This window comes from Paraburkholderia sp. BR13439 (assembly GCF_040948805.1).
Lineage (GTDB): Bacteria > Pseudomonadota > Gammaproteobacteria > Burkholderiales > Burkholderiaceae > Paraburkholderia > Paraburkholderia youngii.
The window spans coordinates 114,562-141,081 of the sequence record NZ_JBFPKN010000005.1 but is presented as its reverse complement, the minus strand read 5'-3'; the positions used below and the strand labels follow the sequence as shown (position 1 = coordinate 141,081).

Here is a 26,520-nt window from a genome sequence, read left to right as displayed (position 1 = left end):
CTAACATCGTTTCCACAACAAAGGAGTGAGACGCTCGCATTGTCGAGGGCGAGGCAAACTCTGGGCGGACGCTGGCATTACACCCAGCCATCGACTATTCTCGACAAGACGCACGTTTGGAGCGGGCAATGGCTATCGAACGATTCCTTGTCTACGGCCTTGCAGCGATTTTCTTTGTCGTTGCACTTGCAAGACGGAGGCGCTCGAACGTCCTGAAGGCAAGTAAGGTCCAGGGAAACATCGTTGTCGGGAACCAATCAGGCCACCTGACGCAAACCTATTCGGAAATGGCCGCGCCATCGGGTAAAGAAGGTCCAAGCCGGACTGCCCCGCACGGTGACCGCGTTGCGTGGGTGATCGGAATCGTGGGCGCATTGATCGCGGCGGCTCAACTGGTTCACGATATTCGCAAATGAAATTCCCCCGCCTGTTTCGTTGGGGCAGCTATGCGGTGTCCTCCGAAAAGATCGTTGGGAACGTCTTCGTCGGCTCGAATTCCGGTCTTGTTTATCAGGTGTACGACGGCCGACAGCCATCACCACCGCCTATTGTGGACTGGGCATCGGGCTTGCCGAACCAGGGCGACCCTTTTGAAGTTTTCAATCTACTCTCCTGGCGGTGCAGGCTTGCGGACGACCTGATCGGCCGGGGTCCCGAACTCGACGAACTCCTCAGTTGGGCTCGATCGGGACAACCTTTGCGCATCAGGTTTCTTGTGGGTGCTGGAGGCAGTGGCAAGTCTCGCCTGGCCGCCGAACTTGCCGAACGACTGAAAGCGGAGGGCTGGTATGCCGGCTTTTCTGCGCTTGAGCAAGGCGCGTCCCTTCCTGTTTCTGACAAGGGGCTATTGGTCATATTGGATTATCCCGAAGCATGGCGCGAGCAGGTGAGGAGTCTGCTTCGTGAAGCAGGTCGGGAAGACCGGCAAAAGCCGTCCGCGCCGGTTCGGATTCTGTTGTTAAGCCGTAGCCCTTTCGACGAGTGGAGACAAGACGTCCTCGATGCCCGTGCTTCACACGTCTGTGACGGGCATGAGGTGGCAATCCGCGCGCTTCCCACAGTCTCAGCGACGGTTTTGTTCAAGCGTGTCGCCTCTCGACTCGCCCAGCATCGTGGCTACAGCAAGCCACAGCTCGATGGTGCTGCAATCGACAATTGGCTCTCCCAAAGCCCGGAGCTTTATGCACTACCCCTGCTGATCACGGCCGCGGCCGTCCACTTCGTGGACTCGCCTGACGAGACGCTCGACCTGACAGCGCCAGACATCGTCGCCGCTCTGATCGATCGTGAGCGCACCCAGCTAGATCGAGTCGGACGCAATACAGGGTGGGGAGAGCATGCCGCCTCCCGGTTGGTCGGGCTCGCGGCTTTGCGTGACGGCCTTGACGCTTCAACGATGCGGCGACTGGCTGCACCTGAGCTCGGGATCGGGCTGCCGGCTCCTCAGTATGTGGTCGATGGGGTGCGTCTCCTGGGCTGGAGCAGAGACAATCGATTTCCATCGCCAGCGCCTGACATCGTTGCAGCCGAACTGCTGCGACAGGTGCTCATCGATGCTCAGGACCGTCGCGCTGACTGGGTATGGGCGACACTGTCTGAAACCGGAGCGGATCACATCGAATTCTTGAGCAGGCGTATGCACGACATGGTTACTCTGCATGGACCTGCTGAACGGATATTGCGTGACTCGCTTGTTGAAGCGGCCACGGGGAAACCTGAACGTGCAAAAGCATGGCGGGGCTTTCTTGAGGCCAACGCAGTGGGCTTCCGGCTAAGTCCGGTTGGTATCGCAGTTGGCCAGACGCTGCTTGGTATGGCTGATCTTCCAGCTGCCGAACGCGCAGAAATTCTCAACGATCTGTCAAATCGCCTCGGCGACGCCGGCGATGGCGGGCCCGGGCTAGCCGCGATCCGCGAAGCGGTAGAAATCCGGCGGCGTCTCGTAGAGATGGACCAGCGCCAGTTTGCCCCCGGTCTTGCTGCGAGCCTCAACAACCTGTCCGTCCGTCTCAGTGATGCAGGCGATCGCGCGGGCGCGGTAGCTTTAGCCCGCGAGGCAGTAGATATCTTTCAGTCTGTCGCGCAGGAGAACGAAAGTCAGTTCGCACCCGATCTCGCCATGAGTCTCAATAATCTTTCTGCCTTCCTGGGCAACGTCGGCGATGACGTGGGCGCATTGGCCGCGATCCGTCAGGCGGTAGAGATCCGGCAGCGTCTCATGCGGGAGAACCCGGGCCGCTTTGCACCCGATCTCGCCATGAGCCTTAACAACCTGTCGCTCCGCCTTCACAATGCCGGTGATGGCGCAGGCGCACTGGCCGCGATCCGCAAAGCGGTAGAAATCCGGCGGCGTCTCGTGCAGGAGAACCCGGGCCGCTTCGAACCCGATCTCGCCATGAATCTCAACAATCTGTCAGTCCGCCTTCACGATGCTGGCGATGGCGCAGGCGCGCTGGCCGCGATCCGCGAGGCGGTGACGATCCGGCGGCGTCTCGCACAAGAGAACCCTGGCCGCTTCGCAGCCGATCTCGCCATGAGCCTCAACAACCTTTCACGCTCCGTCGGCGATGCCGGCGATGGCGCCGCCGCACTGGCCGCGATCCGCGAGGCGGTGAAAATCTATCGTTTTCTCGCGGAAGAGAACCCGGACCGCTTTTCGCGCGAGCTCGCCGGCAGCCTCCACAACCTGTCGCTCCTCCTGGCCAAAGCCAGTGATGGCGTAGGCGCGCTGGTCGCGATCCGCGAGGCGGTGGAGATACGGCGGCGTCTCGCCCAGGAGAACCCGAGGTACTTCGCTGCTGATCTAAGCGTGAGCCTTAACGACTTGTCGCTCCGCCTCGACGATGCCGGCGACAGTGCCGGCGCACTGATCGCGATGCGCGAGGTAGTGAACATCCATCGTTTTCTCGCAGAGGAGAACCCAGACCGCTTTTCACCCGATCTCGCCAGCAGCCTCCACAACGTGTCGCGCCGCTTGGCGGATGCCGGTGATGGCGCCGGCGCACTGGTCGCGATCCGCGAGGCGGTGGAGATCCGGCGGCGTCTAGTGCAGGAGAACCCGGGCCGCTTCGCTCCCGATCTAGCCGGGAGCCTTAACGACCTGTCGCTCCTTCTCGGTAATGCCAAGGATGGTGCGGGCGCGCTGGCCGCGGTCCGGGGGGCGGCGGAGATTCAGTGGCATCTCGCACAGGAGAATCCAGACCGTTTCGCGCCCGACCTCGCCACCAGCCTTTACAACCTGTCGCTCCACCTCACGGATGCTGGCAACGGAGCGGGCGCGCTGGCGGCGATCCACGAATCAGTTGAGATCCGGCGGCGTCTCGCACGGGAGAACCCCGGCCGCTTCGTACCTGCTCTTGCCGCGAGCCTCCAAACCCTTTCGAACTGTCTTGATACTGAGGGCGATGGCCCGGGCGCATTGGCTGCAATACGCGAGGCGGTGAAGCTCCGGCGACGGCTAGTACAGGATGACCGGGACCGCTTTGCAGCCGATCTCGCCATGAGCCTCAACAATCTGTCGGTCCGCCTTGGCGATGCCGGCGACGGCGCGGGGGCACTGGACGCGATCCGTGAGGCGGTGAATATCTATAGTCCTCTCGCAACAGAGGACCCGGGCCGCTTCGCATCCGCTCTCGCCATGAGTCTCAACAATCTGTCACTCCGCCTTGGCGATGCCGGCGACGGGGCGGGGGCACTCGACGCGATCCGTCAGGCGGTAAGAATCTATAGTCCTCTCGCAAAAGATGACCCGGGCCGTTTCGCTCGCGATCTCGCCGCCACATTCCACAACCTGGCGAGCTGTCTCCACAATGCGAACGATAACGCGGGAGCACTTGCCGCGATAGCCGAAGCGGTCAACATCTATCGCTCGCTCGCAAAGGAGAATCCGGGCCGCTTTGCGCCCAATCTTGCCAAGAGCCTCCACAATCTGTCGGACCGCCTCAAAGACACGGGCGATGGCGCGGGTGCGCTGGATGCGATTCGCGAGGCGGTGGAGATCCGTAGGCGTCTCGCACACGAGAACCCAGACCGCTTTGCACCTGATCTTGTTAGGACCCTCAACAACTTGTCGGCCCACCTTATGGATGTCGGCGATGATGCCGGCGCGCTGGATGCGTCGCGAGAGGCGGCCGACATCTCGCGGTCTCTCTCTCAGGGGCACGGCAACAGTGGCCTGCATGGCATCCGTCGCGTTTCCGACGGCGACCCCGCCTGAGTATAGTCCCGTTGACTTCGGCGAACGCTTGCCGCTCGCGTTGCCAGTCCAGTTATTTCCATTTGCTGCGCGGCAGTCTGGTCGTTTTCCGTTATTTCGGGCGAGTCATTGCCGACATATCCAGTTGCGGAAGAGGTGAACGACTACCGAGGCGTACGCCCGTAGTCGACCCTGAAGGGACGTTCGCCAATACCGGAAACGGACAGTGAACGCTAGACTATGCGTTCTCTCTTTCGATTGGAGCAAACCATGTCGCGCCCGTCGGCGGCTGTTGTCGCGGTCTCAACCGCGGTCCTTCTCGGGATAGCTGTTCTTTCGTCGGCCGCCATCGCCGACGTTACGCCACGCCAGAGGGAAGTTGAGCAATACGGCACGGAGGTAATGCCGTTCTCCCTTGCGGCCACCACACACATCTTTACGAAGACGGCCAACGGCGGAACCCAGCAGGTCGTCACGAAGCATCATGATCCGAAGCAGGCCGCCATGATCCGCGGACACCTGGCCATGATCGCCCGGCAGTTTTCGGAGGGAGATTTCAATGCGCCGGTGCAGATCCACGGCAACGACATGCCGGGCCTAGCCGTACTACGTGCCGCGAAGCAGGGTGAACTGACGATCCACTATCACGACTTGCCTGATGGAGGCGAAATCGTATATCACGCGGACGAGCCTCGCCTCGTCATGGCGCTACACGAATGGTTCGACGCCCAGTTGTCCGATCATGGCCACGACGCGATGGCAGGGCACGATCCAGGCATGATGCACCATCATCCGGCAGACGCCTCGACAGCGGAATAGATAGCGCACACGATCAGGATGCGAATGATTGGCCGGTCCGATTTCCCGCCCGGTCAGTGGCGGGTCAGCGCCGGACCTTTGACTTTACGAATTCAGAAGTGAGCGCCGAAGGGCCGCTCGTGGCCGAGCGCCGCCCGAGGTGACCGCCCGAAGCCGACCCTCTACAGCCGTTGGGTCTACCGCGAGTCGACGGCAGCTTTCAAGGGCGGATTCAACCGGTCGATGCAATAGTTCGATGGAATCGTTCAGCCGGGGTTTCGTAGTCCAGCGTCTTCCTCGGGCGCTCGTTGGAACGGCCGGTGTGGACTTGCCCGGCCGCGGTCAATTGTCGGCCCGCGCGAACTCGCCGCGCGCACGATCTTCCAGATCACAGTGCCTGCCAGGTCTCTCTGCTTAAGTATTGGTGATGTTTTGTGCAATTGTCGACCGCCGCGAACACCTTATGCCGGATCGCGGCGGACCTCAATCACCATTCAGCAGGGATTGGCACCCGCTTCACCGCAGTCGATGTGGCGGCGATTTCTCCCTTGGTGCGGTGTCGGCAGGTAGGGGAAAATCGTGTAGATGCCGTTCGCGGTCAAGTTGCTGCCTTCGGCACCGATGTTGAAGTTCACGCCATCACCCAGCAACAGATTGCCCGTCGGCGCGCCTGTCAGCCGGCCCGCAATGACCCTCAGTGCGATATCGGTCACGTCGTCATTCGGGCGCCGCCCATTGGGCCAGCCGGCGTTGTCCCCAGCAAGAACGGCGAGGCGACGCTGCTGCGCAGGTGGTGTCGGGGAAACACCCAGATTTAGCCGCAGAAGTTCCGAGCAATCGCGTGCGCCGCACGTCCCAGTCTGCGGTTGGGACGGATACTTGAGAAGCACGTTGACCAGATCGGTCCGGTTAGTCGTGGGAATCGTCAAGCCGAACCGCAGGTTGAGTGCAGTCGCCAGCCTGGAGTTCAGATAGAAACCCAGGAATTGCGCTTCGTTGGCCGGATCGGTCGCGTTCCATTTGTCTTTCGTGTCGGTCCCAATGATCAATTCGTTGACGAGTGGATTGGCCATGCGGGACACCTGCACCCAACGTCCGGCTCTGTCCTCATCGTCGCCCATTCCGCGGCCTTCCCTCCGCAATGTGGACACGTACGCGCCGATTACGGCATTGGGTCTGGACGTCACCGTGCTGATTGGCACTTCGATCGCAATAGTGCTGATGTTGAAGCCGGAGAACGTGTCATTGCCAAAAGGATTCACGTGATCGTTGGCATCCTCCGCCGGTGTCAACACGGGTGGCGTGCGGCGCAGATTCACCGTGTCGAATACTGCGCCCAGGTCGATGTAGAACGTCTCGCCGCGCTGGCCGGCAAAGACCTTGCCGCCGTTCGCCAGCAAGTAGATACCCTGTGCGGCCAGGGCTTCGTAGTTGGGCATCGTTAGCGGTCCCACGTTAGACGGGACCGCGAACATCGTCTGGGTACCCAGATTGGTGCGCTCGCCGTGACGCACCTGCGTCACCGTGTAGCTCTGGCGCAGGATCAGACCGTCCGAGCCCGGGCCGTCGAGCGCAGTGATCGGCGGTAGCGCGGCATATGACAGCGGCAGCTGTTGGTTCGCGAGATCCCCGCGCAATTCGGTCTTGAAGCGGATTTCATAGACCAGGTCGTCGGCCCTGCCGTTGCCATTGGTGTCGACGTTGATGCGATAAATCACGTCATCGCCGAAATTGAAATAGTTCGGCCCGGCGTCAGGGTCCTGCATGGGAATCACGTTCAAAATGAAAACGACGTTGTTAGGGTTCGTCCAACTCCGGAACATGTAAAAGTCGGTGTTGTCGGCGGTCGGGTCGTTCGCAATCAGGGGGGCCTCGCGGTGACTGGCAGCGAGTGTTCCACTGCTCCAAAGCGCCGCGGCGCAAAGCGCGACGGCTGCCATGATGCGGGCAACAGATCTCATGGTGTTCTCCTTCAAGGTTATAACGGGGCGGCCAACGAGCCAAATATGGCGACGTTAAGTGCGCGCTCGACTAGCCAGATCATGGCGATGGTCGCGGTCACCGCTGAGCCGCCGGCAAGTACCACGCGCCGGTATGTCCGGGTTGCCCGCAACGAGAACGCCAGTGGCAGATAAGCGAATACGATGGCGAGTTGTCCTGCTTCGACGCCAAGATTGAATCCGGCGAGCGACAACGCAAGCGAACCTGCCGGCAAGCCGAGGTCGTGCAACGCGCCTGCAAAGCCCAATCCGTGCAGCAGCCCGAAACCGAACGCCGCCATCCAGCGTCCGTTCGTCACGTGCGGAAACAGGTTATTCAGCGCCGCCAGCGCTACCGACAGGGCGATGCCCGATTCAACGAGCCGCGAAGGCAGCACGACGATCGATAGCGCCGCGAGCGTGAGTGTGATCGAGTGCGCCACGGTAAATGCGGTCACAACCTTGGTGACATCGACGAGTGCCTGGCGAAACGATGCGCCCGGCTGCCATGCACGCCCCTCACGAATCAGCACCGCAGGCAGCAGTAGCGAGAGCAGGAACAGGATGTGATCGTATCCCGTCCAGATGTGCCAGACGCCTTCGTTCAGATATATCGCGAACTGCGTCAACGGGCCGCCGGTATCGGTACCGACAATGCGGTGCGGCGCATCAGCGCTGAATACGACGCTTCGGCTCTGGCCATTCTCGACGAAGTTGAGAAGTCCCCGATGCAGCGGATCAAGGCCTTCGAACAGCCGGTAGTCAATAGAAAGTGTTGGGCTCGCCCGCGGACATTGTCCTGTGAACGTCAGCACCGCGTAGGTGCCATCAGTGTGCGAGTCGATCAGTTGCCCGGTCGGTTCGAGCGCACAAAGCTTGCCATCAGAGGACACCTTGAGGTGTGCAAGCGCATATGCCGCGATATCGCGCTTTCGTGCACGTACTTCTCCCCACGTGATGTCCCCGTCGCCGTTCTCATCGAGCCCAAGCGCGTTGTCGAGATCGCGTAGCGCGATATCCCACTGACCGCGCAGCGCTTGCCCGCTGCGCTCAAGCGTGAGGTAGGCGTCGCTTGCCTTATGCGCAAACGCGGGCGCTATCAGCAACGCGAGCATCAAGGCGAGGAGGACCCGTTTCATTGCCGTACCTGCAGCAGCGTGATAATCGCCGCATCTTCGAGATGCATTGCGGCGACCCAATCGGATGCGTTCTTTAGGGCATCAGCATCGCCGGCCGCGCGCGCGGCTTCGATCAGAATCCGCAGGTCGGACGGCTCGCGTTGGACCAACCAGTTTTCGCGCGCGAGAATGAGTGCCGCTTTGGCATCATGTTCCACTGTGAGACGAAAGCGTGCCTCCTCCCTGCGATGCACGCTATCCCCGCGGCGACGCGCAGCATCAAAGCGCGCCGAGAGATCCTCACGGTGCGCAGCGAATGACTCGCGCAATTCCGGCAGCTGTTGCTCGGCCAGCACTAAACGAAGCAGCAGCATGTCGTTTTTTGTAGCGTCACGCAAAAGTGGCAACAACTCTCGCGGACGACCGCGATCCAGCAGAAAATCGGCGTACGCCCCCTGCAGATAAGCGTCATGCGGGTCGAGCGCAAGTGCGTCGTGGAAATGTCGCTCGGCCGCATCGAAGTCGTCGCGGCGAGCGGCAATTTCTGCGGCGAGCGTCAACGCCCACTCGCGCAGATCGAGACTGCCGGCACCTTGCGCAAGCACCTGCACGAGCGCCCCGTATGCGCTCGCTGCATTGCCGGTCAGGCTCGCCGGTGTCGCATCGCACCCCATGACGACGATGGGTGCAACCAGTCCCTTCAGTTGCTCGCAATCGTGCCGCGCGTCCGCGTAGCGCCCGCGCACGCTGAGAACGGTGGCGCGCGTCAGTCGCGCCTGCGCGAGCGCTGGATGCGCGGCCAGCAACCTATCCAGGTCGGCAAGCGAGCCTTCGAAATCATGCTGGCTTTGCTTGAGCGTCGCGCGCAGCAATAACGCGGTCGGCGGCACATCGTCCGCGCCCCACCACGGCGCCAGCGCCGCCTGCGCCTGGCCGAAGAAGCGCGGATCGCCCATCCTCCGCCCCGCTTCGAGAGCGCGACGCGCGACGGGAATTGCCAGGTTGAGATTGCGCGGGTCCATCATTAGCGTCGCGCGCATGCGTTTCAGTTGCGCAAGCGCCGGATCGTTTTTTTCTGGAAGGTGTTCGAGCACCACGCCGTCGTTTTCGGGTACATACGGTTTCGCCCAACTCTCGCCTGAGAGCAGAACAAGCGCGGCTACCAACGGTACGAATCGCCAACCCGACATCGACCTTCCCCTTCTGCATTGGGATATACGCGAAAGGTCCCGATCCGGATGCAGTCGGCGGTCACTGTTTCTTCCAGCGTCTTGCTTTTGGCTGCGCAATTTGCGCGTCCGCAACGTCAGCGTGGTTCAGCATGACGGGTCAGCCAGAAGTAAAGCCGGTTTCGCTTGACGTCGATGTTGGTCGCACCGGGTCAATCACAGCGTGCTACGCCGCCTGCGCGGGAGAGTGAAGAGCGAAATAATTAATGTCGATCGCGTGAGGATGTCTGCGCTATACAGCCGCTCTACCTTCAATTAGATCCGTCTGTAACGCTCTGCACATAGCGCACGCGCGAATGAGCCTTTTCGGGGTTCGAGCTGCATTTTTGGCTTTCCGGTTCGATTTGTAGGCGACTTCTCAATCACATTCAACGCTTAAGATCTGTCATGAACCGTCAATACAACGATGTCCTAAGCCACAGCGTGGGTGGCGCCGCTATGACTCGAGCAGACATTCGCGCGTCAGCGCGGGACGGCAAGCCGGGCGGTGTCCATAAAAGACTGTGTCAAAACACTAAGGGGCTCCGTCATGGCGGCGTTCATCGCTTTCAAGGCTCCTATTCTCGGGAACGGAGGACCGATTGAATAAATTGGCACCCCAGGAACCGCAGCGCCGTCAAATTGGCGGCGTTACCTTGCAACGTCTCAATCAGCCGTTGTGAACAAGGAGCTTAATAACGCGCTTCATGCTGTAGGCAAGTACGTACAGACTCATCTCCGTGTTAACTCGCACCGTCGCCATCATATTTGCAGCGACGACCGGAGTTCGCCGCACTCCGACCGACGATGCCCTGTCGGTGCTCGGCGACCCGCGTACGGCGGGGGGCATTAGCTCTTAGCCCAACGAGAAAAAAGGATGTTCACAGACCGCAGGCCCGATCGATGTCCCGCCGGATTTGTGCCATCGGCGGTAGTCGGCCTTCCGGGTCGAATGTTCCGAGCGGGGCGGGTGCGGAAGTTCGCTTGATGGCTTCAACTATTGAATCACCTGGATAAACTGACCCTGCCGGACAGATTTTCGTTCCGGAATAACCCAGCTTGCTGCATCGTTTAATCGTGAGGCAACCACGTCCTCGGCCGCGCGTTTTTTCGTGGCGGTTTGAATTTGTGAAGCACGCCGTTGTGCCGGGCGACGCCGACGACTTCGCGCGTCGAAACGTCGGCGATACATGCAAGAGTCCATCATGGACAAGATACTTGGCTTTGGGGCATTACTCGTCTACGTCAGCCTTTCTGCCCCCGCGTTCGCGCAAGCATATGACGGTTTACCCATACAGGCGAACAGCACCAATTGCCGCGCGGTCGCCGGGCAGGCGAACATCGACGGTTCGATGCAACAGATCATCGGGCGCGCGACGAGTGACCGTTTGCAGATTCTGAGCCGCTGTCCGAATGTCCGACCGGCGGTACGAGTGAATGACCCTACCTGGCCGTAGCAAGCCCCACAGCATCCGCCTCAATCCGACCTTGAACGTCCGGTTGCCGATACCTGGCGTGGGAGCCATATCCGGTCTTCAGCCGTGCGCACAACTAGTGCGGATGCCGATGATGAATATCGGGGAAATGTGCGTGCGAATGGGTAACAGGCAAATGCACGTGAGGATGTGTGTGCGGCTCGTCACCGGCATAAGGAAAATCATGCTCGTGCTGATGATGCTCGTCATGACGATGCCGGTGCGAGTGTTCGAGAAACTCATGAGTGTGCTCATGCTCATGCCGCTCGCGCACATGCAGCCAGATACCCAGCGCCATCAGGCCTGCGGCAATCCAGAAAGACGGGTTGGGTAGGGCGGGCCATATGATCAGCGAAAGGATCACACCGAAAAGCGGCGCTACAGAAAAGTACGCGCCTGTACGCGCCGTACCGAGATGCCGAAGCGCGATAACGAACAAGACGAGGCTGATGCCGTAACCGCTGAGCCCGGTCAGCATCGCCGCCGCCATGGTTCCTGCTGAAGGAAGCGAAGCGCCAGCCGCGAGCGCGATGCCGAGATTCACGGGACCGGCCACCAACCCTTTGAGACACGCGATCACCATCGCGTCGTTCGCCGAGACCTTGCGCGTCAGATTGTTGTCGATTGCCCAGCACAGACACGCGCCGACGATCAGTAACGCACCTACCGGCACGCCTGTCTGGCCCGGATGCCACGACAGAAGCACGCCGCCCGCAACGATCGCCACCATCCCGAGAAAAACCTGAATGTCGACATTTTCCCGGAAGACCACCCAGGCAATCACTGCGGTCAACACGCCCTCGAGGTTGAGCAACAACGAACTCGTTGCCGCTGGTGTGGTGGACAGGCCCAGCATCAGCAATGCGGGCCCGGCGACGCCGCCCATCGCTATTGCCCCGATCAGCCAGGGTAGCTCACCTTTGGTGATGCGGTGGTGCGCGCCGGACTGATGCCCGCGGGATCGGAATGCGCGCCACGCGATGCCGACGCCAAGCCCCAGGCCGCTACCGAGATAAAACAGGCCTGCGAGCATGAATGGGCTGACCGAGCCGAGCAGCGCCTTGGCCAGCGGTGTCGCGGCGCCGAACAGCGCCGCAGCGGCCAAGGCGGTGAATATCGCGGCGTATCCTGATTTCACAACTTCAACCTCATGTTCGCAGCAGAAGGGACAGTTTACAGACCATTGCTGGGGTGACGGATCAAACTCGCAGCAGGCAGCCAAAAGCTTGCTTGTAGAAATCGTTACTGCGACGTAACGTAATCTACATGAGCACGCTTTCAACCTGGTTGCTACTGGTGCTGACTCTTCCGACAGAGAACGCCACCGCGCGGATGCGTTACTGGCGTGCGCTGAAAGCCGATGGCTGCGCTGTCCTTCGGGACGGCATATATCTATCAAGGACGGAGTTGGGCGACCCAGCGACGCATGTGGGTCGACCGTGTGGCGAGCGCATGGCTGAGCCATCGGGTTCGAAGCGATCATGGCCGGCTCGCGCGAGCGCACGGCTGACGACGACCGGTTGCTCGCCGCGATGAGCCTGGTGCTCGACGCGATGTACACGCATTTCGCGGCCAGTGAAAAAGACAGCGATACGGGAAGGCGCCCATAGCGCGACGAGCGCACACGTGCCCGGCTGTAAGCGTGGTCAGATGGCCAGTACGTCAGCCAGCTTTTCAACATCACCAACTGGGAACGCGGCTTCGCGGCTAAAGGCAGCGACGCGCGCATAGCACTGTCATGCGATGCAACGTCTCATCGGCGACGCTTCACTCCCGGCTCTCCAGTCTGGTTCTGCCGGGCGGCGTGGAAGGTGGCGCGTTGACACTGCTTGCGGCTCGCGGTTTGCGGGGTATCTGCGATGGATTCGTCGCGGTGCTGCTGCCTGTCTATCTTCTCCGGCTTGGATTCGGCCAACTGACTGTCGGGTTGATCAGCACCACAACGCTATTCGGTTCTGCTCTCGCCACGGTTCTGATCGGCTTTGTGGGCAATCGCGTCGCCCTGCGCTTGTTGCTGCTGTTTGCCGCGGCGCTGATGACAGCTACAGGTCTCGCGTTCGCCAGCCTTTCTTCGCTGTGGCCGCTGCTGGTCGTCGCTTTTATCGGAACCCTGAATCCGGGTTCCGGCGACGTAAGCCTGTTCCTTCCACTGGAACATGCACGGCTCGCGGAATCCGCTAGTGGCGACGCGCGTACTTCGCTCTTTGCACGCTATAGCCTGATCGGCGCATTGTCGGCGGCGGTGGGCGCGCTCGCTGCCGCACTGCCGGACAGGATCGCTACGGGTCTGGCCGTCTCGTCACTGTCCGCGACGCGAGCCATGTTCGTGGTCTATGCGCTGACGGGGTTTGCCATCTGGCTTCTCTACCTGCGCTTGCCCGCACGCGTGCCGCAGGCGCGTGTTGTGCGTGCGCCGCTCGGACCGTCACGCGGGATCGTGATTCGCCTCGCACTGCTGTTCAGTGTCGACGCGTTCGCGGGCGGTCTTCTCGTCAACTCGCTGCTCGCGCTGTGGCTGATCCAGCGGTTCGGGCTTTCGCCCGGCGCAGTGGGCCAGTTCTTCTTCTGGGCAGGCATGTTGAGCGCTGGGTCCCAACTCGTCGCAGCGCCGCTTTCGCGAAGGATTGGTCTGCTGAACACGATGGTGTTCACGCATATGCCATCCAGCGTCTGCCTGATCGCGGCCGCGTTCTCGCCGTCGCTGTCACTGACTCTGGCGCTGCTTCTCGCGAGAAGTGCCCTGTCACAGATGGACGTGCCGACCCGCAGCGCCTATGTGATGTCTGTGGTGACGCCCATGGAACGTCCTGCCGCCGCGAGTTTCACCGCCGTCCCGCGAAGTCTTGCGGCGGCGCTCGCGCCTGTGCTGTCGGGTACGTTGCTTGGCCTCGGATGGCTGGGCGCTCCGCTTGTCGCTTGCGGCGTGCTCAAGATCGCCTACGATCTTTCGCTGCTCGCAGCGTTTCGCCACATCGAACCGGAAGGAGGGTCGCCATGACGCGCACGCGTCCCTGCGGGCCACCAGCCATATCGCTGTACGTCATCCTGCTCGTAGTGTCGGCGGCGGCAGGCATTCTGGTACACGTCATTTCACCAGCGAGCGCCGCGCAGTCGGAGGCCCGCCTGCCGCTCGATCACATCGCCGACGTCCCGTTGCCGGGCCGCGCCACGCGTCTGGACTACGTAAGCCATGACGCTGACCGGCACCTGCTGTTCATCGCTCATCTTGGGGACAGTGAAGTCGTGGTGTTCGATACGCTCAAGTCGAGCGTTGTGTCCCGCGTCGCCGCCATTGCGTCAGTACATGGGGTACTGGCCGTGCCGGAACTCGGGCGGGTGTATGCATCGGCGACCGGCACCAACGAGGTCGTCGCGATCGACGAGGCCAGCATGCATGTGGTGGCGCGTGTGCCGGGCGGCGTCTACCCCGACGGCATTGCATATGAGCCCAATTCCCAGAAACTTTATGTGTCGGATGAGACGGGCGGCACGGTAACCGTGATCGATACGCACGCCAACCAGCGAAAGAGCACTATCCAGTTGGGTGGCGAAGCGGGCAACACACAGTACGACCCCGACTCGCACCATGTCTTCGTCAATGTGCAAACGCGGCGGCAACTCGTCGAAATAGATCCGTCGACCGACACGATTATCAGCCGGATCGATCTGCCTGGTGCGAAAGGCAACCACGGCCTCGCCATCGTCCCTCAATTGCATCTCGCGTTCATCGCGTGTGAAGACAATGACAAGCTGATCGTGCTCGACCTGCTGACGAGGCGCGTCACTCAGACTTTCGACGTCGGCGGCGGCCCCGACGTGCTCGCTTACGATCCGGGCGCGCATCTGCTTTACGTGGCCGGCGAAGCCGGCATCGTGTCGATGTTCCGCGTCTCGGGGTCTGCCGTATCGAAAGCAGGTGAGGGCAGGGTAGGACCCAACGCCCATGTCGTCGGCGTCGATCCCGCAACACACCGCACTTACTTCCCGCTGAAGAACGTCGATGGTCGGCCCGTGCTTCGCGTCATGGCGCTTGCATCCACGGGATCGCGGTAGCGGTGCTTGCGTCGGCGCTCCTCGAAGCTCCAGTCATCGCCGAGCAATTCCGCCGGATACTGCGCGCGGCTCTGCCCGTTGCCGCAGCGCATATCGCTGGCCGGGCAGTAGTGGTCGCAGCCCCAGCACACGCGTTCCGGGTGCAGCGGATGAATCGGAAACTTCTTGGCCATGATGTCGTCCCCGGGCGATTCGAGAAGCTCGCCCGACAACGATTTTCGTCCTTACATGGCACAGTAGTAGATGGCAGAGTGTCGCGGCCCGCTGAGCATTGCGACTGGCGCGTGGTGTCGTTCGCGGCCCGCAGGCAGGTGCTACGACTTGCTCGCCGCACGCAGTGCCGCTCTCATGCTCATTTCTATGTCGAGAAGTCTTGCGCCGAGCTCCACGAAGCTGCTGCGCCCCTCGCCGAAGACCTCGCCGTTCATGTAGATCGTCGGCACGACGCTAATTTCACGCGCGGACAGCTCACTTTGAAAAATTCCGCCGTCGATCGTAACGTTGTGAATCCGTGGATTGATCACCGCCATCATGTTCAGCGCTTGCACAACATCCACACAGCTTCCGCACGACAACGAAATATAGGTTTCGAAATAGTAGTCACGTTCCAGTGTTCGAATCCGTTCGATGGTCGTGCTGTCGGCTACGACGGGATGCCCTCCAACCTGGAGTATTGCAAGGACAAGGGACGAAAATTCAGGCCCTGTTGGGGTGGCGGCAAACTGAATGCAGGCATCTGCTCCCACCTGCCTGATTGAAAACGATGGCTTGCGCTCATCGCCGTGCTGCTCCTCGACGACCGTGACCAGGTCGGTCAACGACGCAATTTCGTTCAGCATCGCCAGCATTTCGTGCGATGTTCGACTACCGCCCGGCGACACGATCAATTCGACGGGTCTGCGAAGGTTTCGCAGATACGTCTGCAGTTGTGACCTGAGATCGATGTTCAGCATTTGAATTTCGATTCCGTAGCAACCTGCACAGGGCTATGTGAGGAGCCTAACGCCACAACAACACGCGAGTGCCCACAACCGGCGGCGCCGGTCGGTGGGTAGAGGGTGCCTCGCAATGCTCCCCCCGAATGTCGGGACGATTTGGTGCGCTATCGCACACATTCAAAGCGTTCGCGAATTACCTCCAATGGTTGTCACCGTGCCTGCTTCGGCGGCAACTTCGGCCAGCGTCGAGAGTGACAATGCCACCGAAGCGTCCGGAGCGCAACTGATCTTCAAAGCTCGATGACGTATGACTGGCCGGGTTCCAGTGCGCTAGTTGTCAGAAAGCGAAGTGGGTGTTCGGGGTCGCAGTTGCGAAAAAGCGTATGTGGCACGTCGCTGCCTTTCTCGTCGAGGTGCTTGGGCGGGACTACCCAATCGACGCCGCCTGACAGTGAGGCCGCCCGACCGCGTCAACAAGACGGCGTTCATCAGCCATCCGTCGAAACGGTGATAGCCTCCCACGCACCGATTTCCGCGTTCAACGCCGACAACTTGTCTCGGACGAGACCGAGTGCGTCGCTACCGAGCAAAAGATGCGCGGGCGGATGTTCCGCTGCGATGGCGGCCAGCATTGCGCGCGCCGCTTTCCTTGGATCTCCCAATTGCTTGCCGCTTTTCTCCTCGCGGGCACGGCGGATGGGATCGAAAATATCGTCGTAATCCGGAATCGAGCGGGGCGTTCGGGTCATCGAGCGGCCCGCCCAGTCTGTGCGAAACGAGCCCGGCGCCACCGCCGTCACGGCAATACCGAAGGGCTTGACCTCTTTGCCGAGCGCCTCCGAGATGCCCTCCAACGCAAACTTGCTGCCGCAGTAATAGGTGATTCCCGGCATCGTGATGTAGCCGCCCATCGATGTGCTATTCACAATGTGACCGCGGCGGCGCCCACGCATGAATGGCAGGACGGCCTTCATCATCGCGACCGCACCAAATACATTCACATCGAACTGTCGGCGCATCTCCGGGAGCGGCGATTCCTCCATGATGCCCTCGTGACCGTAGCCGGCATTGTTGACCAGCACATCGATGGGTCCGACGCTGGCCTCGATTTCCGCCACCACGCCGTCGATCGCGTCGAAGTCGGTCACGTCGAGCACACGTCCCCAAGCGCCGTTCGCGGACAGGGACTCGAATTCGCGCTTTGCCTGGGCAGTTCTCACCGTACCGACGACCTTGTGACCCGTCGCCAGCGCTTCCTGTGCGAGCGCGCGGCCAAAACCGCTGCTGACGCCAGTGATGAGCAGAGTTTTGCTGAATGCCATTGAAGCTTCTCCCGAAAGTCGATTGGAGAATGCATACTAATCTGACAAACGAGGCAAAATAAGCCGAATTCCGCTGAGTTTCTTGCACAAAACTATGAGCACGCTACGCGCTTCGACCCAGCACCCAGCTCTATCCTCGCGCAGCAAGAAACGCATGGTTGCGCTGCTGTGCGCGTTGGCGCCCGACGAGGGCTACAACCTGACGGCGCTGCCGAGCGTCCGCATCTTGCGGTCGAACCGGGCGCTATCGCGCACGCCCGTTCTGTACGACCCGGGTATCGTGATCGTCTGCCAGGGCCGTAAGCGAGGCTATTTCGGCGACCAGCTGTACCTGTACGACGAGCATCACTATCTGGCCGTATCCGTGCCAGTGCCATTCAGCATGGAGACCGACGCAACCGAGGAGCGACCACTGCTCGCGCTGTATCTGCACCTCGATTTCGCCTTGGCCGCCGAACTTGCGGAGCGGATCGACCGCGAAGGGGTGGCTGAGCGCACACCAGCACCTCGGAGCATGATGTCGACGCCGATGGATGACGCGATGCAAGCGTCCGTGCTGCGCTTTCTCGAGGCGATGCATCGGCCACTCGAAGCTGCTGTGTTGGGTGCCGGGCTGCTGCGTGAGCTGTATTTTCGGGTGCTCACCGGGGCCCAGGGAAGCTCGTTGCGCGAGGCCTTGGCGATGCGAGGACAGTTCGGCCAGATAGGCCGCTCACTCCGCGTGATTCATGCAAGCTATGCGCAGCCTCTCGACGTAAGGCGACTGGCCGACGAAGCGGGTATGAGCATTCCGAGTTTCCACAGCCACTTCAAGGCCATTACACAGGTGTCGCCAATGCAATACGTGAAGTCGACGCGACTTCATCAGGCTCGCCTGTTAATGGTGCGCCAGGACCTGACCGCGGAGGCGGCGGGACACGCTGTGGGTTACGCGAGCCCGTCCCAGTTCAGCAGGGAATTCAGGCGTCTGTTTGGCTTGACGCCGGCAGCGGAGGCTAAGCGGATGCGCGAGAGCTTCGCGATCCCGGCTGTATTCGCTGATACGGCTTATGTGTCGTCGCACTGATGCCAGCGCTCATCGCTTCTGATAGGTGCCGATCAGTTCGGCCTGCGTGAGTACGTGCCCGTGCATGGCCTTCTCGAGAGCGGCCTTGCTGGGGCTTTTCAAATCGGGCAGTACGGTGTCGAGCGCATACAGCTTGTGAAAATAGCGGTGGCGTCCCACGGGCGGACACGGGCCGCCGTAAGCGGCACGCTTGAAGTCATTGGTGCCTTCGAGCGTGCCGCCCGGCAAAGCCTGTGCATCAGCGCCATCGGCTAACCCGGTTGCTGTCGGCGGGATGTTGTAGAGCACCCAATGCACCCAGGTCATTCTCGGCGCGGCGGGGTCCGGCGCGTCGGGGTCGTCGACGATCAGCGCCAGGCTTTTTGCGTTCGCGGGCACGCCGGACCACGTGAGCGGCGGGGATACATTGGCGCCCTCGCAGGTATGCTGCACCGGAATCTCGCCGCTCTGTCGGAAGGCTTGCGACGTTAGCGTGAGTGTCATGGCAGCCTCCTCGTTGGGTCGCGACCATGCTTTTATTCTAGGTCAGCGTCCACCGAAGTCGCGCGCGGCGAGTGCACGCATTCGCGGATCGAACGACCGCATGCCGGGGCAGACGCGATGTTCGATTTACCGCGCGGGGTTGCCAGCCACGCTTGCGCTTATTGGCCGACTGGCGACTTCGTGGATGGGGTCGCCAGTGAGTTGTTGACCCCGTAAGCGGGCTGGCGGGACGTGGAACTGCTGTCCGTGCTCATCGTGCTCATCGGCTGGCCTGAGTTCGGCGATGCCGAGCCGCTGTCCGAGCCGGTGGCACCAGGCGTGCCGTAGCCACTCGTTGGAGCGGCCGGCGACTTCGTGGACGGAGTCGCCAGCGTGTTGTTGCTTTGCGCATATACGCCGCCCGACAGCATCAGTGCGGCGACGGCCGCGATCAATGTGCTGGTTGCCTTGTTCATGAAGCGCTTCTCCTTTAATGGATTGCGATATCGACGCAAACGATGCTCACGTACGTTTCCGTCAGGATCGCGAGACTCCAAGTTTAGGAAAGCGAAGCCTGATAGTTATGCGCATTATTCACAATGGTGAATATCGATTTCAGGAATTAACCGGGCAATTCGATGCGCGCTCGTCCCTGATCTGCGCGGCGGCCGTCATCATTTCTTGTCCCGCATCCAGGGCGTATACGTGATTCCGATCAGCAATCCTTCCGGCCCGATAAAGCGGCTGACAGTCTGGCCCCATGGCTCATTCCGGTTTCTGACCAGCATTCGATACCCTTGCGATTCAAGTTCTGCCGTTGCCGCTTCGACGTCGTCGACATCGAACTCGATCCAGGCTTGCGGGATGGGTACGTCGGGAGGCCACGATTCGGTGCCGAAGCAAGACTGAGAGGCGTGAGAGAGCGGCCACAACGCGAAAGAGTTTGCGCCGTTCAGACTCTCCGTATGGAGATAGCCGCCGTTCTCTTCCTTGAAGGGGATACCGAAGGCCCGGCCATAGAGATCGCGGCTTGGCTGGGCCTCGGTCACGATCGGGCCAAAGCCTGCGATGAATAAGGCGGTGGTAACTGGGATCTTTTCCATGGCTTCTCCTTTGCCGCGAAAGAGCGGCGGGTGAGCGTCTTACATTCGCTCGTCAATTCGCCGGAATCGTCACCACCGGCGCCTTACTGCTCGTATCCGACTCCGCGAGCGCCATCAGATTCTGCACGACCGTAAACGCGTATTTCGAGTCGAAGTCATTGCGCTCGACCCAATACACCGAAGGCCCATATGCGATCGACACATAAGCATCGGCCGGCGCGGCCTTGCCCGAGTGCACGATGATCGTCGGCCTGGTTTCACCGCCGACCAACCCGACGGTCGGCTTCGTCGAACCGTCGCTGATGCGCTCCTGCGGCACCTGCACCTGCGCGCCGAGATCGCTGAGGATGCCGAGCACCGAGCGCGTGACCATCGTAATGCGCTCGCCCTTCGCGGAAGTCGACGATGGGCCGTACACGACCTCATAGCTACGTGTCTTCGTAGACAGATGCAGCAGCCTGCGCACGCGCGCGACATCGGCGGCCGTGCTCGGCGACTCGCCGCTGCTGGTCGCGCCGATCGACAGGAACACGGCCAGTGCGGGGCTTTGGCCGTCTTTGAGATCGGCCTTCACATCGAGTTGCCGCGTCTCGACGTTCAGTTCGCCCGCCAGTTGCAGACGACGCAACGCCTGCAGCAATTCGAAGAAGCCCGGCGCGCCCGCGCTGTTGTTGCCGCCGAGCACATCGCCGTTGCGCAGACCGCCGATCGATTGCGCGGTGATGCGCAACAGCAGATCGATCGGCACGCCGCCCTCGGCGAGCGGCAACACGAGCGCCGGCGCGAGCGGCCGGATATAGGCGGACGCGAACGCTTCACCGGTGGTCGGCGTGAACGTGAAGGTCGGCCGGTTCGAGTACGACACGCTGCCGGTCGCCTGCGCGTAGTTCGGCATGGTGCCCGAGCCGGCGTTGAGCGTCGCGCCGCCGGTGGTGTCGAACGTGTAGGCGGCGATGATGCTGCTGACGGTCAGGAACGCGGGCGCATCGCCGTAGCGCAGACCGATCACGGCGGCGAGGATCGCGCGTTTCTTAGCGTCGCCGAGCGCCCGCGCATAGTCGACCTGATCGGCCTTCAGACGCGAGGGCCCGATATGCACGCAGGCGGACGTGAGGCAGGCCGCGCACAATGTGGCGGCTACGGAAGCGGTTCTGAGCATGGATGGGCGCGAGCGGCGGTAATCCGCTGAACAATGGGGGTCTGCGCTCGGCGGTAGCAGAACCCATTCCCGCGCAAGCGGCGGGCCGGGTCAGCGGGCGGCTTCGTTGTCGATCCGGCGCCGCGTGCGGCGGCGTCGCGCGTGCGTCGATGCGCAAGGGCGTTGGCACGCTTTACCGCTGCCTTGCAAGAATTGCAGAAGTGCGCAGGGTGGATGCCCGGCTTTCAAGCTTCGGCGTCGATCCCGTCTTGCGCGTGGTCCTCGCCGCCCCGCTCGAGCGCGCTCCGATATGCGCGCGATTGCATCTCGGCGAGCCGGCTCAGCGTACGCGACAGATCATGCGCGCCTTCGAGGCCGATCAACGCGCTCTCGATCGGCTGATCGGACGCGATGAAGAGCGCGCGCTTGCGGTCGTAGAAGATGTCGATCAGCCACACGAGGCGCTGCAGCGTATGCGACTGCCTCAATGCTTCCGTATGCAGACGATCGACGATCAAGCCTTGCCATTGCTCGGCGAGATCGAGGTAGTCGAGGTGCGAGCGGCTCGCGACACATAGCTGCTCGAAGTCCGCCCACAGCAGCGCGCTGCCGGCCGCGCGCGCTTCGAGCGGGCGGCCCGCCGCGCTCAGCTTGACCGGTTCGATCACAGCGCTGCTTTCATGGCTCGTGAAGATCTCGCGCAACGCGGCCTCGCTCGACGCATCGAGCGGCGCGAAAAAGCGCGGCACCTCAGCCGCTTCGCCGCCGAAGCGGTAATCGCGCGCGCCGTCGAAATGGATCACCGTGAAGGCGCGTTTGATCTGCGCGATGGTCGGCGCAAAGCGCTCGTGAAACTCGGGGTCGGGCAGCAGATCGTCCGGTGCGTAGTTCGACGTCAGCACGATCCGCGTGCCGAGGTTGATCGCGGTGTCGAGAAAGCGGCCCATCAGGAACGCGTCGGCGATATCGTGCACATGGAATTCGTCGAAGCACAGCAGCTCCATACCGTCGAGCCATTGCCGCGATACGTCGCCGAGCCGGTCGTCGCCACGCGGCGCCTGGACGAGCCGGCGGTTCATCTCGCGCAGGAACTCGTGGAAATGCAGGCGCCGTTTGCGGCATGGCGCGAGCTCGAACAGCGTATCGACGACGAGGCTCTTGCCGCGCCCCGGCAAGCCATGACAGTAGACGCCTTGCGGCCCGAACGCGGCGGTGGACCATGCACGCCGTGCCCGCTGCTGCGCGCCGAGCAACGCGACGAGTGCGCTGATTGCCTCACGCTGGCTCGGATCGGGCGTGATGCCGCGCGCGGCCAATGCGCGTGCGATGCGGGTTTCGTCAAGCATGGGCGAGGGCGTCCATGCCGGATGATGCGAACGATGCGACCTGCGCGAATGACGCAGAATGGGCCGCAGGGAAAACGGCGAGGACGTGTGTGAGCATGAGATAAGGGGCGGCGTGATGGGCTGCGCTGAAGCAGGCCCAATGAGCGCGTGCACGAAGCGCGCGTCATTTTACCAGTCACGTCCTCTGTCGAACCGTTGGCGCGCGCACACATCGTCGAGCCGCTACCGCATCATTTGTCGTGATGCCCCGGCAGCACCGCACCGAGCACCTGCCTGGCCGTCTCGACCACCACGTTGCCCTGATCGGGATCGCCCTTCAGCAAGGTCTCGGCAAACGCTTTGGCCTGCGCGAGCGTGACGTGCGGCGGCAGCGGCGGCACGTTCGGATCGGACTTCACCTCGATCACGACGGGACGATTCGACGCGAGCGCGTCGTCCCAGGCGGTCGCCATCTGCTCGGGGTTGTCGACATAGATGCCCTTCAAACCGATCAGTTCCGCAAAGCGGTGATACGGCACGGAAGGAATCTCCTGCGACACCTCGAACTTCGGATCGCCTTCCATCACGCGTTGCTCCCACGTGACCTGGTTCAGATCGCCATTGTTGAGCACCATGCAGATCCAGCGCGGATCGCTCCAGCCTTGCCAGTACTTCGCGACCGTGATCAGCTCGGCCATGTTGTTCATCTGCATCGCGCCATCGCCGACCAGCGCGATCACGGGCCGCTCGGGGTACGCGAACTTCGCGGCGATCGCATACGGCACGGCCGCGCCCATCGACGCGAGGCCGCCCGACAGCGAGCACATCATGCCGCGCTGCACCTGCAGATCACGCGCGTACCAGTTCGCGACCGAACCCGAATCGCTGGTGACGACCGCGTTCGACGGAATGCGCTTCGACAGCTCCCATACCGACAGTTGCGGATTCAAGCCATCCTTCGCGGGTTCGTGCGCGCGTTTTTCCAGCGTCTTCCACCAGTCGGCCACCCAGCCTTCGATGCGCTCACGCCACAGCCGATCCTGCTTCTGCTCGATGAGCGGCAGCAGCGCGCGCAGCGTCTCGACGCTATCGCCGACGAGGTTCACTTCCATCGGATAACGCAGGCTCAGCATGTCGGCCTTGATGTCGATCTGCACGCCGCGCGCGTCGCCTTCCTTCGGCAGAAACTCCGAGTACGGGAAGCCGGAGCCGATCATCAGCAACGTATCGCAATGGGTCATCATGTCGTAGCTCGGCTTCGTACCGAGCAGGCCGATCGAGCCGGTCACCCAAGGCAGATCGTCGGGCAGCGCCGCCTTGCCGAGCAGCGCTTTGGCGACGCCGGCGCCGACTTTCTCGGCGACCGCGATCACTTCGTCGGTCGCGTGCAGCGCGCCCGCGCCGACCAGGATCGCGACCCTGCGGCCGGCGTTCAACACGTCGGCGGCCTGGCGCAACTGCTGGTCGCCCGGCACCACGCGCGGGCGCGCGTAACCGATGCCCGAATGCAGCGTGCCGTGCTTGCGCCCCGGCGGTTCATACGGAATGTCCTGCAGATCGTTCGGCAGTATCAGCGCGGTCACTGCGCGCTCGGCAAGCGCGATACGCACCGCCCGATCGACCAGATGACGCACCTGCGCGGGCATCGTCGCAAAGCCGACGAACGAGCCGGCCACGTCCTTGAACATCGCCGGCAGATCCAGCTCCTGCTGATAGTGTCCGCCGATCGCCGCGCGCGCCTGCTGACCGGCGATCGCCAGCACCGGCATGTGATCCATGCGCGCGTCGTAGAGGCCCGTCAGCAGATGCGAAGCGCCGGGCCCCGAGGTGGCGATGCACACGCCGAGTTCGCCGGTGAACTTGGCATGCGCGGCGGCCATGAACGCGGCCATTTCTTCGTGGCGGACCTGGATGAATTCGATCGGGCCCGGCTGATCCGTGCCTCTATGGCGCTTTTTCGCTTCGCTCTGCGCGCGATTCAACGCGCCGAATACGCCGTTGATGCCGTCGCCCGGATAGCCATAGATACGCCGCACGCCCCATGCATGCAGCCGCCCGATGATGAAATCGCCAACGGTTTCAGCCATGATCGTCGCTCCCTCGATATCCAGTCGATGCCGCCGCGTGGAATGGGCGGCTTTGGTCGGTATCGAACGAGCAAGGGCTGTTCCTTGCGACGGGCTTGCCTAGCCGGTCTTGATCTTCGGCTGCGGCGCGTCGAGCGGTTCGGTGCCGAAGCGCTCGTACTGCGATATCACCTGCGCGCCGAACAGCAGCAGCGTGGCGAGCCATTCGAAGCTCAGCAGGATCACGATCGCCATCGTCAGCGAGCCATAGACGAGGCTCACCTGCGACAGCGTGGCGAAATACCAGACCAGCACGTGCCGCGTGACCTCCCACAACACGCCGGCCACCACGCCCCCGATCAGCGCGTGTTTGAGCGACGGACGTCCGACCGGCATCACCAGATACACCGAAGTCAGCACGAAGATTTCACCGGCGAGCCCGAGCAGATACAGCAGCACTCGCGTGAAGCCCTGCAACGACACATGCAGGCCGAACAGTTGCAGACCTTCGGCGCCGATCGCGTCGAGCGCGCTCGATACGAACGTGACGATCAGCAGGCCAACGCCGAGAAACATGATGTAGCAGTAGGGCAGCAACGCCGAGACCAGGAAGTGGCGCCGCTTCACGACGACGCGGTGCACGAAGATCAGCGACATCGCGTTTTCGAGCACGGTGAAAGCAAGCGAGCTGAAGAACAGCATCGTCAGCAGCAGCACCCAGCCGATCACCGCGCGATGCTGCAAAAAGTTCGACAGCTCACGCACGAGCGCGGCCGATTGCCCGGGCACGAGCCAGCGCAACAGATGCGACAGCGCGTCGAGCACCAGCTGCTGCGGCACCACGCGCGACAGCACGATGACGACCAGGATCAGCAGCGGCACGATGGACAGCAACGCGTAGTATGCGACCGCGCCCGCGAGTAGGAGCCCCTGGTTCGCGCGAAACGCTTTCAGCGTTTGCAGCAGGAAGCGCCCGGGATGCCTGGCGATAAACAGCGCATGGTGGTCGAGCAGGATCGGCATGAGGCCTCGCGGTGCGCGCGGGGGGCTGCCGGATGGCAGCCGCTCTCGACACGCGTGTGTGCTTTATATACCGTAAGCAGAAACGGGGCCATCAATGGCGCGGCATACAGTTTGCTTGGCCGCGTTCGAAAGATCGCCCGCCATTCCCGAGGACAGCCGATGGATCAGCCGCCCCGTCAGAACAACACCGCGCCGCAAGCCAATGATCTGGTGGTCGCGCGGCCCGAGGGACTGTATTGCCCGGCCGGCGATTTTTACATCGACCCATGGCGGCCGGTGGAACGCGCGGTGATCACGCATGCGCATTCCGACCATGCGCGCTTCGGTCATCAGCGCTATCTGGCGACGCGCGCGGGCGCGAGCGTGCTGCTGGCGCGGCTGCCCGGCATCGCACTGCACACGCTCGACTACGGCGAGCCGCTCATGGTTGGCGCGGCGCGCGTGTCGCTGCATCCGGCCGGGCACGTGCTCGGCTCGGCGCAGGTGCGCATCGAACACGCGGGCCGCGTATGGGTCGCATCGGGCGACTACAAGCTCGAAGCCGATCCGACCTGCGCCGCGTTCGAACCGGTGCATTGCGATACCTTCATCACCGAATCGACGTTCGGTCTGCCGATCTATCGCTGGGATACGCCGCAAAGCGTGTTCGATTCGATCGATTCATGGTGGCGTCACAACGCATCCGAAGGGCGCGCGTCGGTGCTGTTCTGCTATTCGTTCGGCAAGGCGCAACGCGTGCTCGCGAGCGTCGATGCCGCGATCGGGCCGATCTTCTGCCACGGCGCGCTCGAGCCGCTCAATCGCGCGTATCGCGACGCGGGCGTGCGTCTGCCGCCGGTCAATCTCGTCAGCGAGATCGCCGCGAAAGACAAGGCCGTGTTCAGACAGGCGCTGATCGTCGCGCCGCCGTCCGCGCAGAACAGCGCGTGGCTCAAGCGCTTCGGCGATTACAGCGATGCATTCGCGTCGGGCTGGATGCGCCTGCGCGGCGCGCGGCGCCGGCGCGGCGTCGATCGCGGCTTCGTGCTGTCCGATCACGCGGACTGGCCGGGTTTGCAAACGGCGATCCGCGAAAGCGGTGCCTCGCGCGTGATCGTCACGCATGGCTCGATCGAACCGATGGTGCGCTGGCTCAACGAGCAGGGCCTGCAGGCGAGTGCGTTCGACACGCAATACGGCGACGATACCGTCGAAGCCGATGCGGCCGGCGACGACGAAGCGCCGGCGGCGAGCGAATCATGACGGATACCC

23 protein-coding genes are annotated in these 26,520 nt (G+C 62.3%); 9 read left to right on the top strand and 14 right to left on the bottom strand.

The genetic code is table 11. The annotated features are described in order from the left end of the window. The first annotated feature begins 128 nt into the window (after positions 1-128). From AB3X96_RS12150 to AB3X96_RS12140, 3 genes are all read left to right on the top strand, one after another. Positions 129-416: a hypothetical protein gene (locus tag AB3X96_RS12150; protein ID WP_368589917.1), complete on the top strand. Its 288-nt coding sequence runs from the start codon at positions 129-131 to the stop codon at positions 414-416. After that, positions 413-4,216, top strand: coding sequence for a tetratricopeptide repeat protein (locus tag AB3X96_RS12145; RefSeq protein ID WP_368589916.1), 3,804 nt, complete (start codon positions 413-415; stop codon positions 4,214-4,216). Before AB3X96_RS12150 ends, AB3X96_RS12145 begins: the two co-directional genes overlap by 4 nt. A gap of 249 nt (positions 4,217-4,465) precedes the next feature. After that, positions 4,466-5,014: an aspartate carbamoyltransferase gene (locus tag AB3X96_RS12140; RefSeq protein ID WP_368589915.1), complete on the top strand. Its 549-nt coding sequence runs from the start codon at positions 4,466-4,468 to the stop codon at positions 5,012-5,014. A 473-nt stretch (positions 5,015-5,487) separates the two neighbouring features. Here AB3X96_RS12140 and AB3X96_RS12135 read toward each other — a convergent pair whose 3' ends face one another. From AB3X96_RS12135 to AB3X96_RS12125, 3 genes are read right to left on the bottom strand one after another with little or no spacing between them, the layout of a single operon-like run. Beyond that, on the bottom strand, positions 5,488-6,954 hold the full coding sequence (locus tag AB3X96_RS12135) for a DUF4331 domain-containing protein (protein ID WP_368589914.1): 1,467 nt from the start codon (positions 6,952-6,954) through the stop codon (positions 5,488-5,490). Between the two features lie 17 nt (positions 6,955-6,971). After that, positions 6,972-8,111 (bottom strand): HupE/UreJ family protein, encoded by a 1,140-nt coding sequence (locus AB3X96_RS12130; protein WP_368589913.1) that lies wholly within the window; start codon positions 8,109-8,111, stop codon positions 6,972-6,974. Further along, a complete protein-coding gene (locus AB3X96_RS12125; RefSeq protein WP_368589912.1) occupies positions 8,108-8,962 on the bottom strand; it encodes a hypothetical protein in 855 nt (284 codons plus the stop codon). The genes AB3X96_RS12130 and AB3X96_RS12125 overlap by 4 nt, the downstream gene beginning before the upstream one ends. 1,541 nt (positions 8,963-10,503) lie before the next feature. Between AB3X96_RS12125 and AB3X96_RS12120 the strand changes: the two genes are divergently transcribed. After that, positions 10,504-10,755, top strand: a complete 252-nt coding sequence (locus AB3X96_RS12120; protein ID WP_368589911.1) for a hypothetical protein — start codon at positions 10,504-10,506, stop codon at positions 10,753-10,755. Positions 10,756-10,849: 94 nt separating this feature from the next. Here AB3X96_RS12120 and AB3X96_RS12115 read toward each other — a convergent pair whose 3' ends face one another. Then, positions 10,850-11,911: a DMT family transporter gene (locus AB3X96_RS12115; protein WP_368589910.1), complete on the bottom strand. Its 1,062-nt coding sequence runs from the start codon at positions 11,909-11,911 to the stop codon at positions 10,850-10,852. A 343-nt stretch (positions 11,912-12,254) separates the two neighbouring features. Between AB3X96_RS12115 and AB3X96_RS12110 the strand changes: the two genes are divergently transcribed. The 3 genes from AB3X96_RS12110 (at position 12,255) to AB3X96_RS12100 (ending at position 14,826) form a co-directional block, all read left to right on the top strand. Next, entirely contained in the window at positions 12,255-12,383 is a 129-nt protein-coding gene (locus AB3X96_RS12110; RefSeq protein WP_368590159.1) for a hypothetical protein, read from the top strand. Positions 12,384-12,511: 128 nt separating this feature from the next. Continuing rightward, positions 12,512-13,771, top strand: a complete 1,260-nt coding sequence (locus tag AB3X96_RS12105; protein ID WP_368589909.1) for an MFS transporter — start codon at positions 12,512-12,514, stop codon at positions 13,769-13,771. Beyond that, positions 13,768-14,826, top strand: a complete 1,059-nt coding sequence (locus AB3X96_RS12100; RefSeq protein WP_368589908.1) for a hypothetical protein — start codon at positions 13,768-13,770, stop codon at positions 14,824-14,826. The genes AB3X96_RS12105 and AB3X96_RS12100 overlap by 4 nt, the downstream gene beginning before the upstream one ends. On the opposite strand, the gene AB3X96_RS12095 is transcribed toward AB3X96_RS12100, so the two are convergent. From AB3X96_RS12095 to AB3X96_RS12085, 3 genes are all read right to left on the bottom strand, one after another. Beyond that, entirely contained in the window at positions 14,751-14,999 is a 249-nt protein-coding gene (locus tag AB3X96_RS12095; RefSeq protein WP_368590146.1) for a DUF3079 domain-containing protein, read from the bottom strand. The genes AB3X96_RS12100 and AB3X96_RS12095 overlap by 76 nt on opposite strands. A 141-nt stretch (positions 15,000-15,140) precedes the next feature. Continuing rightward, positions 15,141-15,779, bottom strand: a complete 639-nt coding sequence (locus tag AB3X96_RS12090) for an alkyl hydroperoxide reductase (protein ID WP_176105965.1) — start codon at positions 15,777-15,779, stop codon at positions 15,141-15,143. A 473-nt stretch (positions 15,780-16,252) separates the two neighbouring features. After that, entirely contained in the window at positions 16,253-17,086 is an 834-nt protein-coding gene (locus AB3X96_RS12085; protein ID WP_368589907.1) for an oxidoreductase, read from the bottom strand. A gap of 94 nt (positions 17,087-17,180) precedes the next feature. Between AB3X96_RS12085 and AB3X96_RS12080 the strand changes: the two genes are divergently transcribed. Beyond that, positions 17,181-18,152: an AraC family transcriptional regulator N-terminal domain-containing protein gene (locus tag AB3X96_RS12080; protein ID WP_368589906.1), complete on the top strand. Its 972-nt coding sequence runs from the start codon at positions 17,181-17,183 to the stop codon at positions 18,150-18,152. 9 nt (positions 18,153-18,161) lie between these two features. Here AB3X96_RS12080 and AB3X96_RS12075 read toward each other — a convergent pair whose 3' ends face one another. From AB3X96_RS12075 to AB3X96_RS12045, 7 genes are all read right to left on the bottom strand, one after another. Further along, on the bottom strand, positions 18,162-18,635 hold the full coding sequence (locus AB3X96_RS12075) for a YbhB/YbcL family Raf kinase inhibitor-like protein (RefSeq protein ID WP_368589905.1): 474 nt from the start codon (positions 18,633-18,635) through the stop codon (positions 18,162-18,164). Between the two features lie 158 nt (positions 18,636-18,793). Beyond that, entirely contained in the window at positions 18,794-19,090 is a 297-nt protein-coding gene (locus tag AB3X96_RS12070) for a hypothetical protein (RefSeq protein ID WP_368589904.1), read from the bottom strand. 198 nt (positions 19,091-19,288) lie between these two features. Beyond that, positions 19,289-19,717 carry a VOC family protein gene (locus AB3X96_RS12065; RefSeq protein WP_368589903.1) on the bottom strand — a complete coding sequence of 143 codons (429 nt, stop codon included), beginning with the start codon at positions 19,715-19,717 and terminating at the stop codon, positions 19,289-19,291. Positions 19,718-19,769: 52 nt separating this feature from the next. Next, complete coding sequence (locus tag AB3X96_RS12060) at positions 19,770-20,876, bottom strand: hypothetical protein (RefSeq protein WP_368589902.1); 1,107 nt, start codon at positions 20,874-20,876, stop codon at positions 19,770-19,772. A gap of 224 nt (positions 20,877-21,100) precedes the next feature. After that, the gene (zapE, locus tag AB3X96_RS12055) at positions 21,101-22,201 is read right to left on the bottom strand and encodes a cell division protein ZapE (RefSeq protein WP_368589901.1); all 1,101 of its coding nucleotides are present in this window, start codon (positions 22,199-22,201) and stop codon (positions 21,101-21,103) included. A 230-nt stretch (positions 22,202-22,431) separates the two neighbouring features. After that, positions 22,432-24,267 (bottom strand): thiamine pyrophosphate-requiring protein, encoded by a 1,836-nt coding sequence (locus tag AB3X96_RS12050; RefSeq protein WP_368589900.1) that lies wholly within the window; start codon positions 24,265-24,267, stop codon positions 22,432-22,434. Positions 24,268-24,366: 99 nt separating this feature from the next. Further along, positions 24,367-25,269, bottom strand: a complete 903-nt coding sequence (locus AB3X96_RS12045) for a YihY/virulence factor BrkB family protein (protein ID WP_368589899.1) — start codon at positions 25,267-25,269, stop codon at positions 24,367-24,369. Between the two features lie 159 nt (positions 25,270-25,428). On the opposite strand from AB3X96_RS12045, the gene AB3X96_RS12040 reads away from it, so the two are divergent. Continuing rightward, the gene (locus AB3X96_RS12040; RefSeq protein WP_368589898.1) at positions 25,429-26,511 is read left to right on the top strand and encodes a ligase-associated DNA damage response exonuclease; all 1,083 of its coding nucleotides are present in this window, start codon (positions 25,429-25,431) and stop codon (positions 26,509-26,511) included. Positions 26,512-26,520 lie beyond the last annotated feature (9 nt).

Bases quoted from the DNA above. Each gene is read 5' to 3' on its own strand.
- AB3X96_RS12150 (WP_368589917.1), top strand. From the start codon at position 129: ATGGCTATCGAACGATTCCTTGTCTACGGCCTTGCAGCGATTTTCTTT.
- AB3X96_RS12145 (WP_368589916.1), top strand. From the start codon at position 413: ATGAAATTCCCCCGCCTGTTTCGTTGGGGCAGCTATGCGGTGTCCTCC.
- AB3X96_RS12140 (WP_368589915.1), top strand. From the start codon at position 4,466: ATGTCGCGCCCGTCGGCGGCTGTTGTCGCGGTCTCAACCGCGGTCCTT.
- AB3X96_RS12135 (WP_368589914.1), bottom strand. From the start codon at position 6,954: ATGAGATCTGTTGCCCGCATCATGGCAGCCGTCGCGCTTTGCGCCGCG.
- AB3X96_RS12130 (WP_368589913.1), bottom strand. From the start codon at position 8,111: ATGAAACGGGTCCTCCTCGCCTTGATGCTCGCGTTGCTGATAGCGCCC.
- AB3X96_RS12120 (WP_368589911.1), top strand. From the start codon at position 10,504: ATGGACAAGATACTTGGCTTTGGGGCATTACTCGTCTACGTCAGCCTT.
- AB3X96_RS12110 (WP_368590159.1), top strand. From the start codon at position 12,255: ATGGCCGGCTCGCGCGAGCGCACGGCTGACGACGACCGGTTGCTCGCC.
- AB3X96_RS12105 (WP_368589909.1), top strand. From the start codon at position 12,512: ATGCGATGCAACGTCTCATCGGCGACGCTTCACTCCCGGCTCTCCAGT.
- AB3X96_RS12100 (WP_368589908.1), top strand. From the start codon at position 13,768: ATGACGCGCACGCGTCCCTGCGGGCCACCAGCCATATCGCTGTACGTC.
- AB3X96_RS12095 (WP_368590146.1), bottom strand. From the start codon at position 14,999: ATGGCCAAGAAGTTTCCGATTCATCCGCTGCACCCGGAACGCGTGTGC.
- AB3X96_RS12090 (WP_176105965.1), bottom strand. From the start codon at position 15,779: ATGCTGAACATCGATCTCAGGTCACAACTGCAGACGTATCTGCGAAAC.
- AB3X96_RS12085 (WP_368589907.1), bottom strand. From the start codon at position 17,086: ATGGCATTCAGCAAAACTCTGCTCATCACTGGCGTCAGCAGCGGTTTT.
- AB3X96_RS12080 (WP_368589906.1), top strand. From the start codon at position 17,181: ATGAGCACGCTACGCGCTTCGACCCAGCACCCAGCTCTATCCTCGCGC.
- AB3X96_RS12075 (WP_368589905.1), bottom strand. From the start codon at position 18,635: ATGACACTCACGCTAACGTCGCAAGCCTTCCGACAGAGCGGCGAGATT.
- AB3X96_RS12070 (WP_368589904.1), bottom strand. From the start codon at position 19,090: ATGAACAAGGCAACCAGCACATTGATCGCGGCCGTCGCCGCACTGATG.
- AB3X96_RS12065 (WP_368589903.1), bottom strand. From the start codon at position 19,717: ATGGAAAAGATCCCAGTTACCACCGCCTTATTCATCGCAGGCTTTGGC.
- AB3X96_RS12060 (WP_368589902.1), bottom strand. From the start codon at position 20,876: ATGCTCAGAACCGCTTCCGTAGCCGCCACATTGTGCGCGGCCTGCCTC.
- zapE (WP_368589901.1), bottom strand. From the start codon at position 22,201: ATGCTTGACGAAACCCGCATCGCACGCGCATTGGCCGCGCGCGGCATC.
- AB3X96_RS12050 (WP_368589900.1), bottom strand. From the start codon at position 24,267: ATGGCTGAAACCGTTGGCGATTTCATCATCGGGCGGCTGCATGCATGG.
- AB3X96_RS12045 (WP_368589899.1), bottom strand. From the start codon at position 25,269: ATGCCGATCCTGCTCGACCACCATGCGCTGTTTATCGCCAGGCATCCC.
- AB3X96_RS12040 (WP_368589898.1), top strand. From the start codon at position 25,429: ATGGATCAGCCGCCCCGTCAGAACAACACCGCGCCGCAAGCCAATGAT.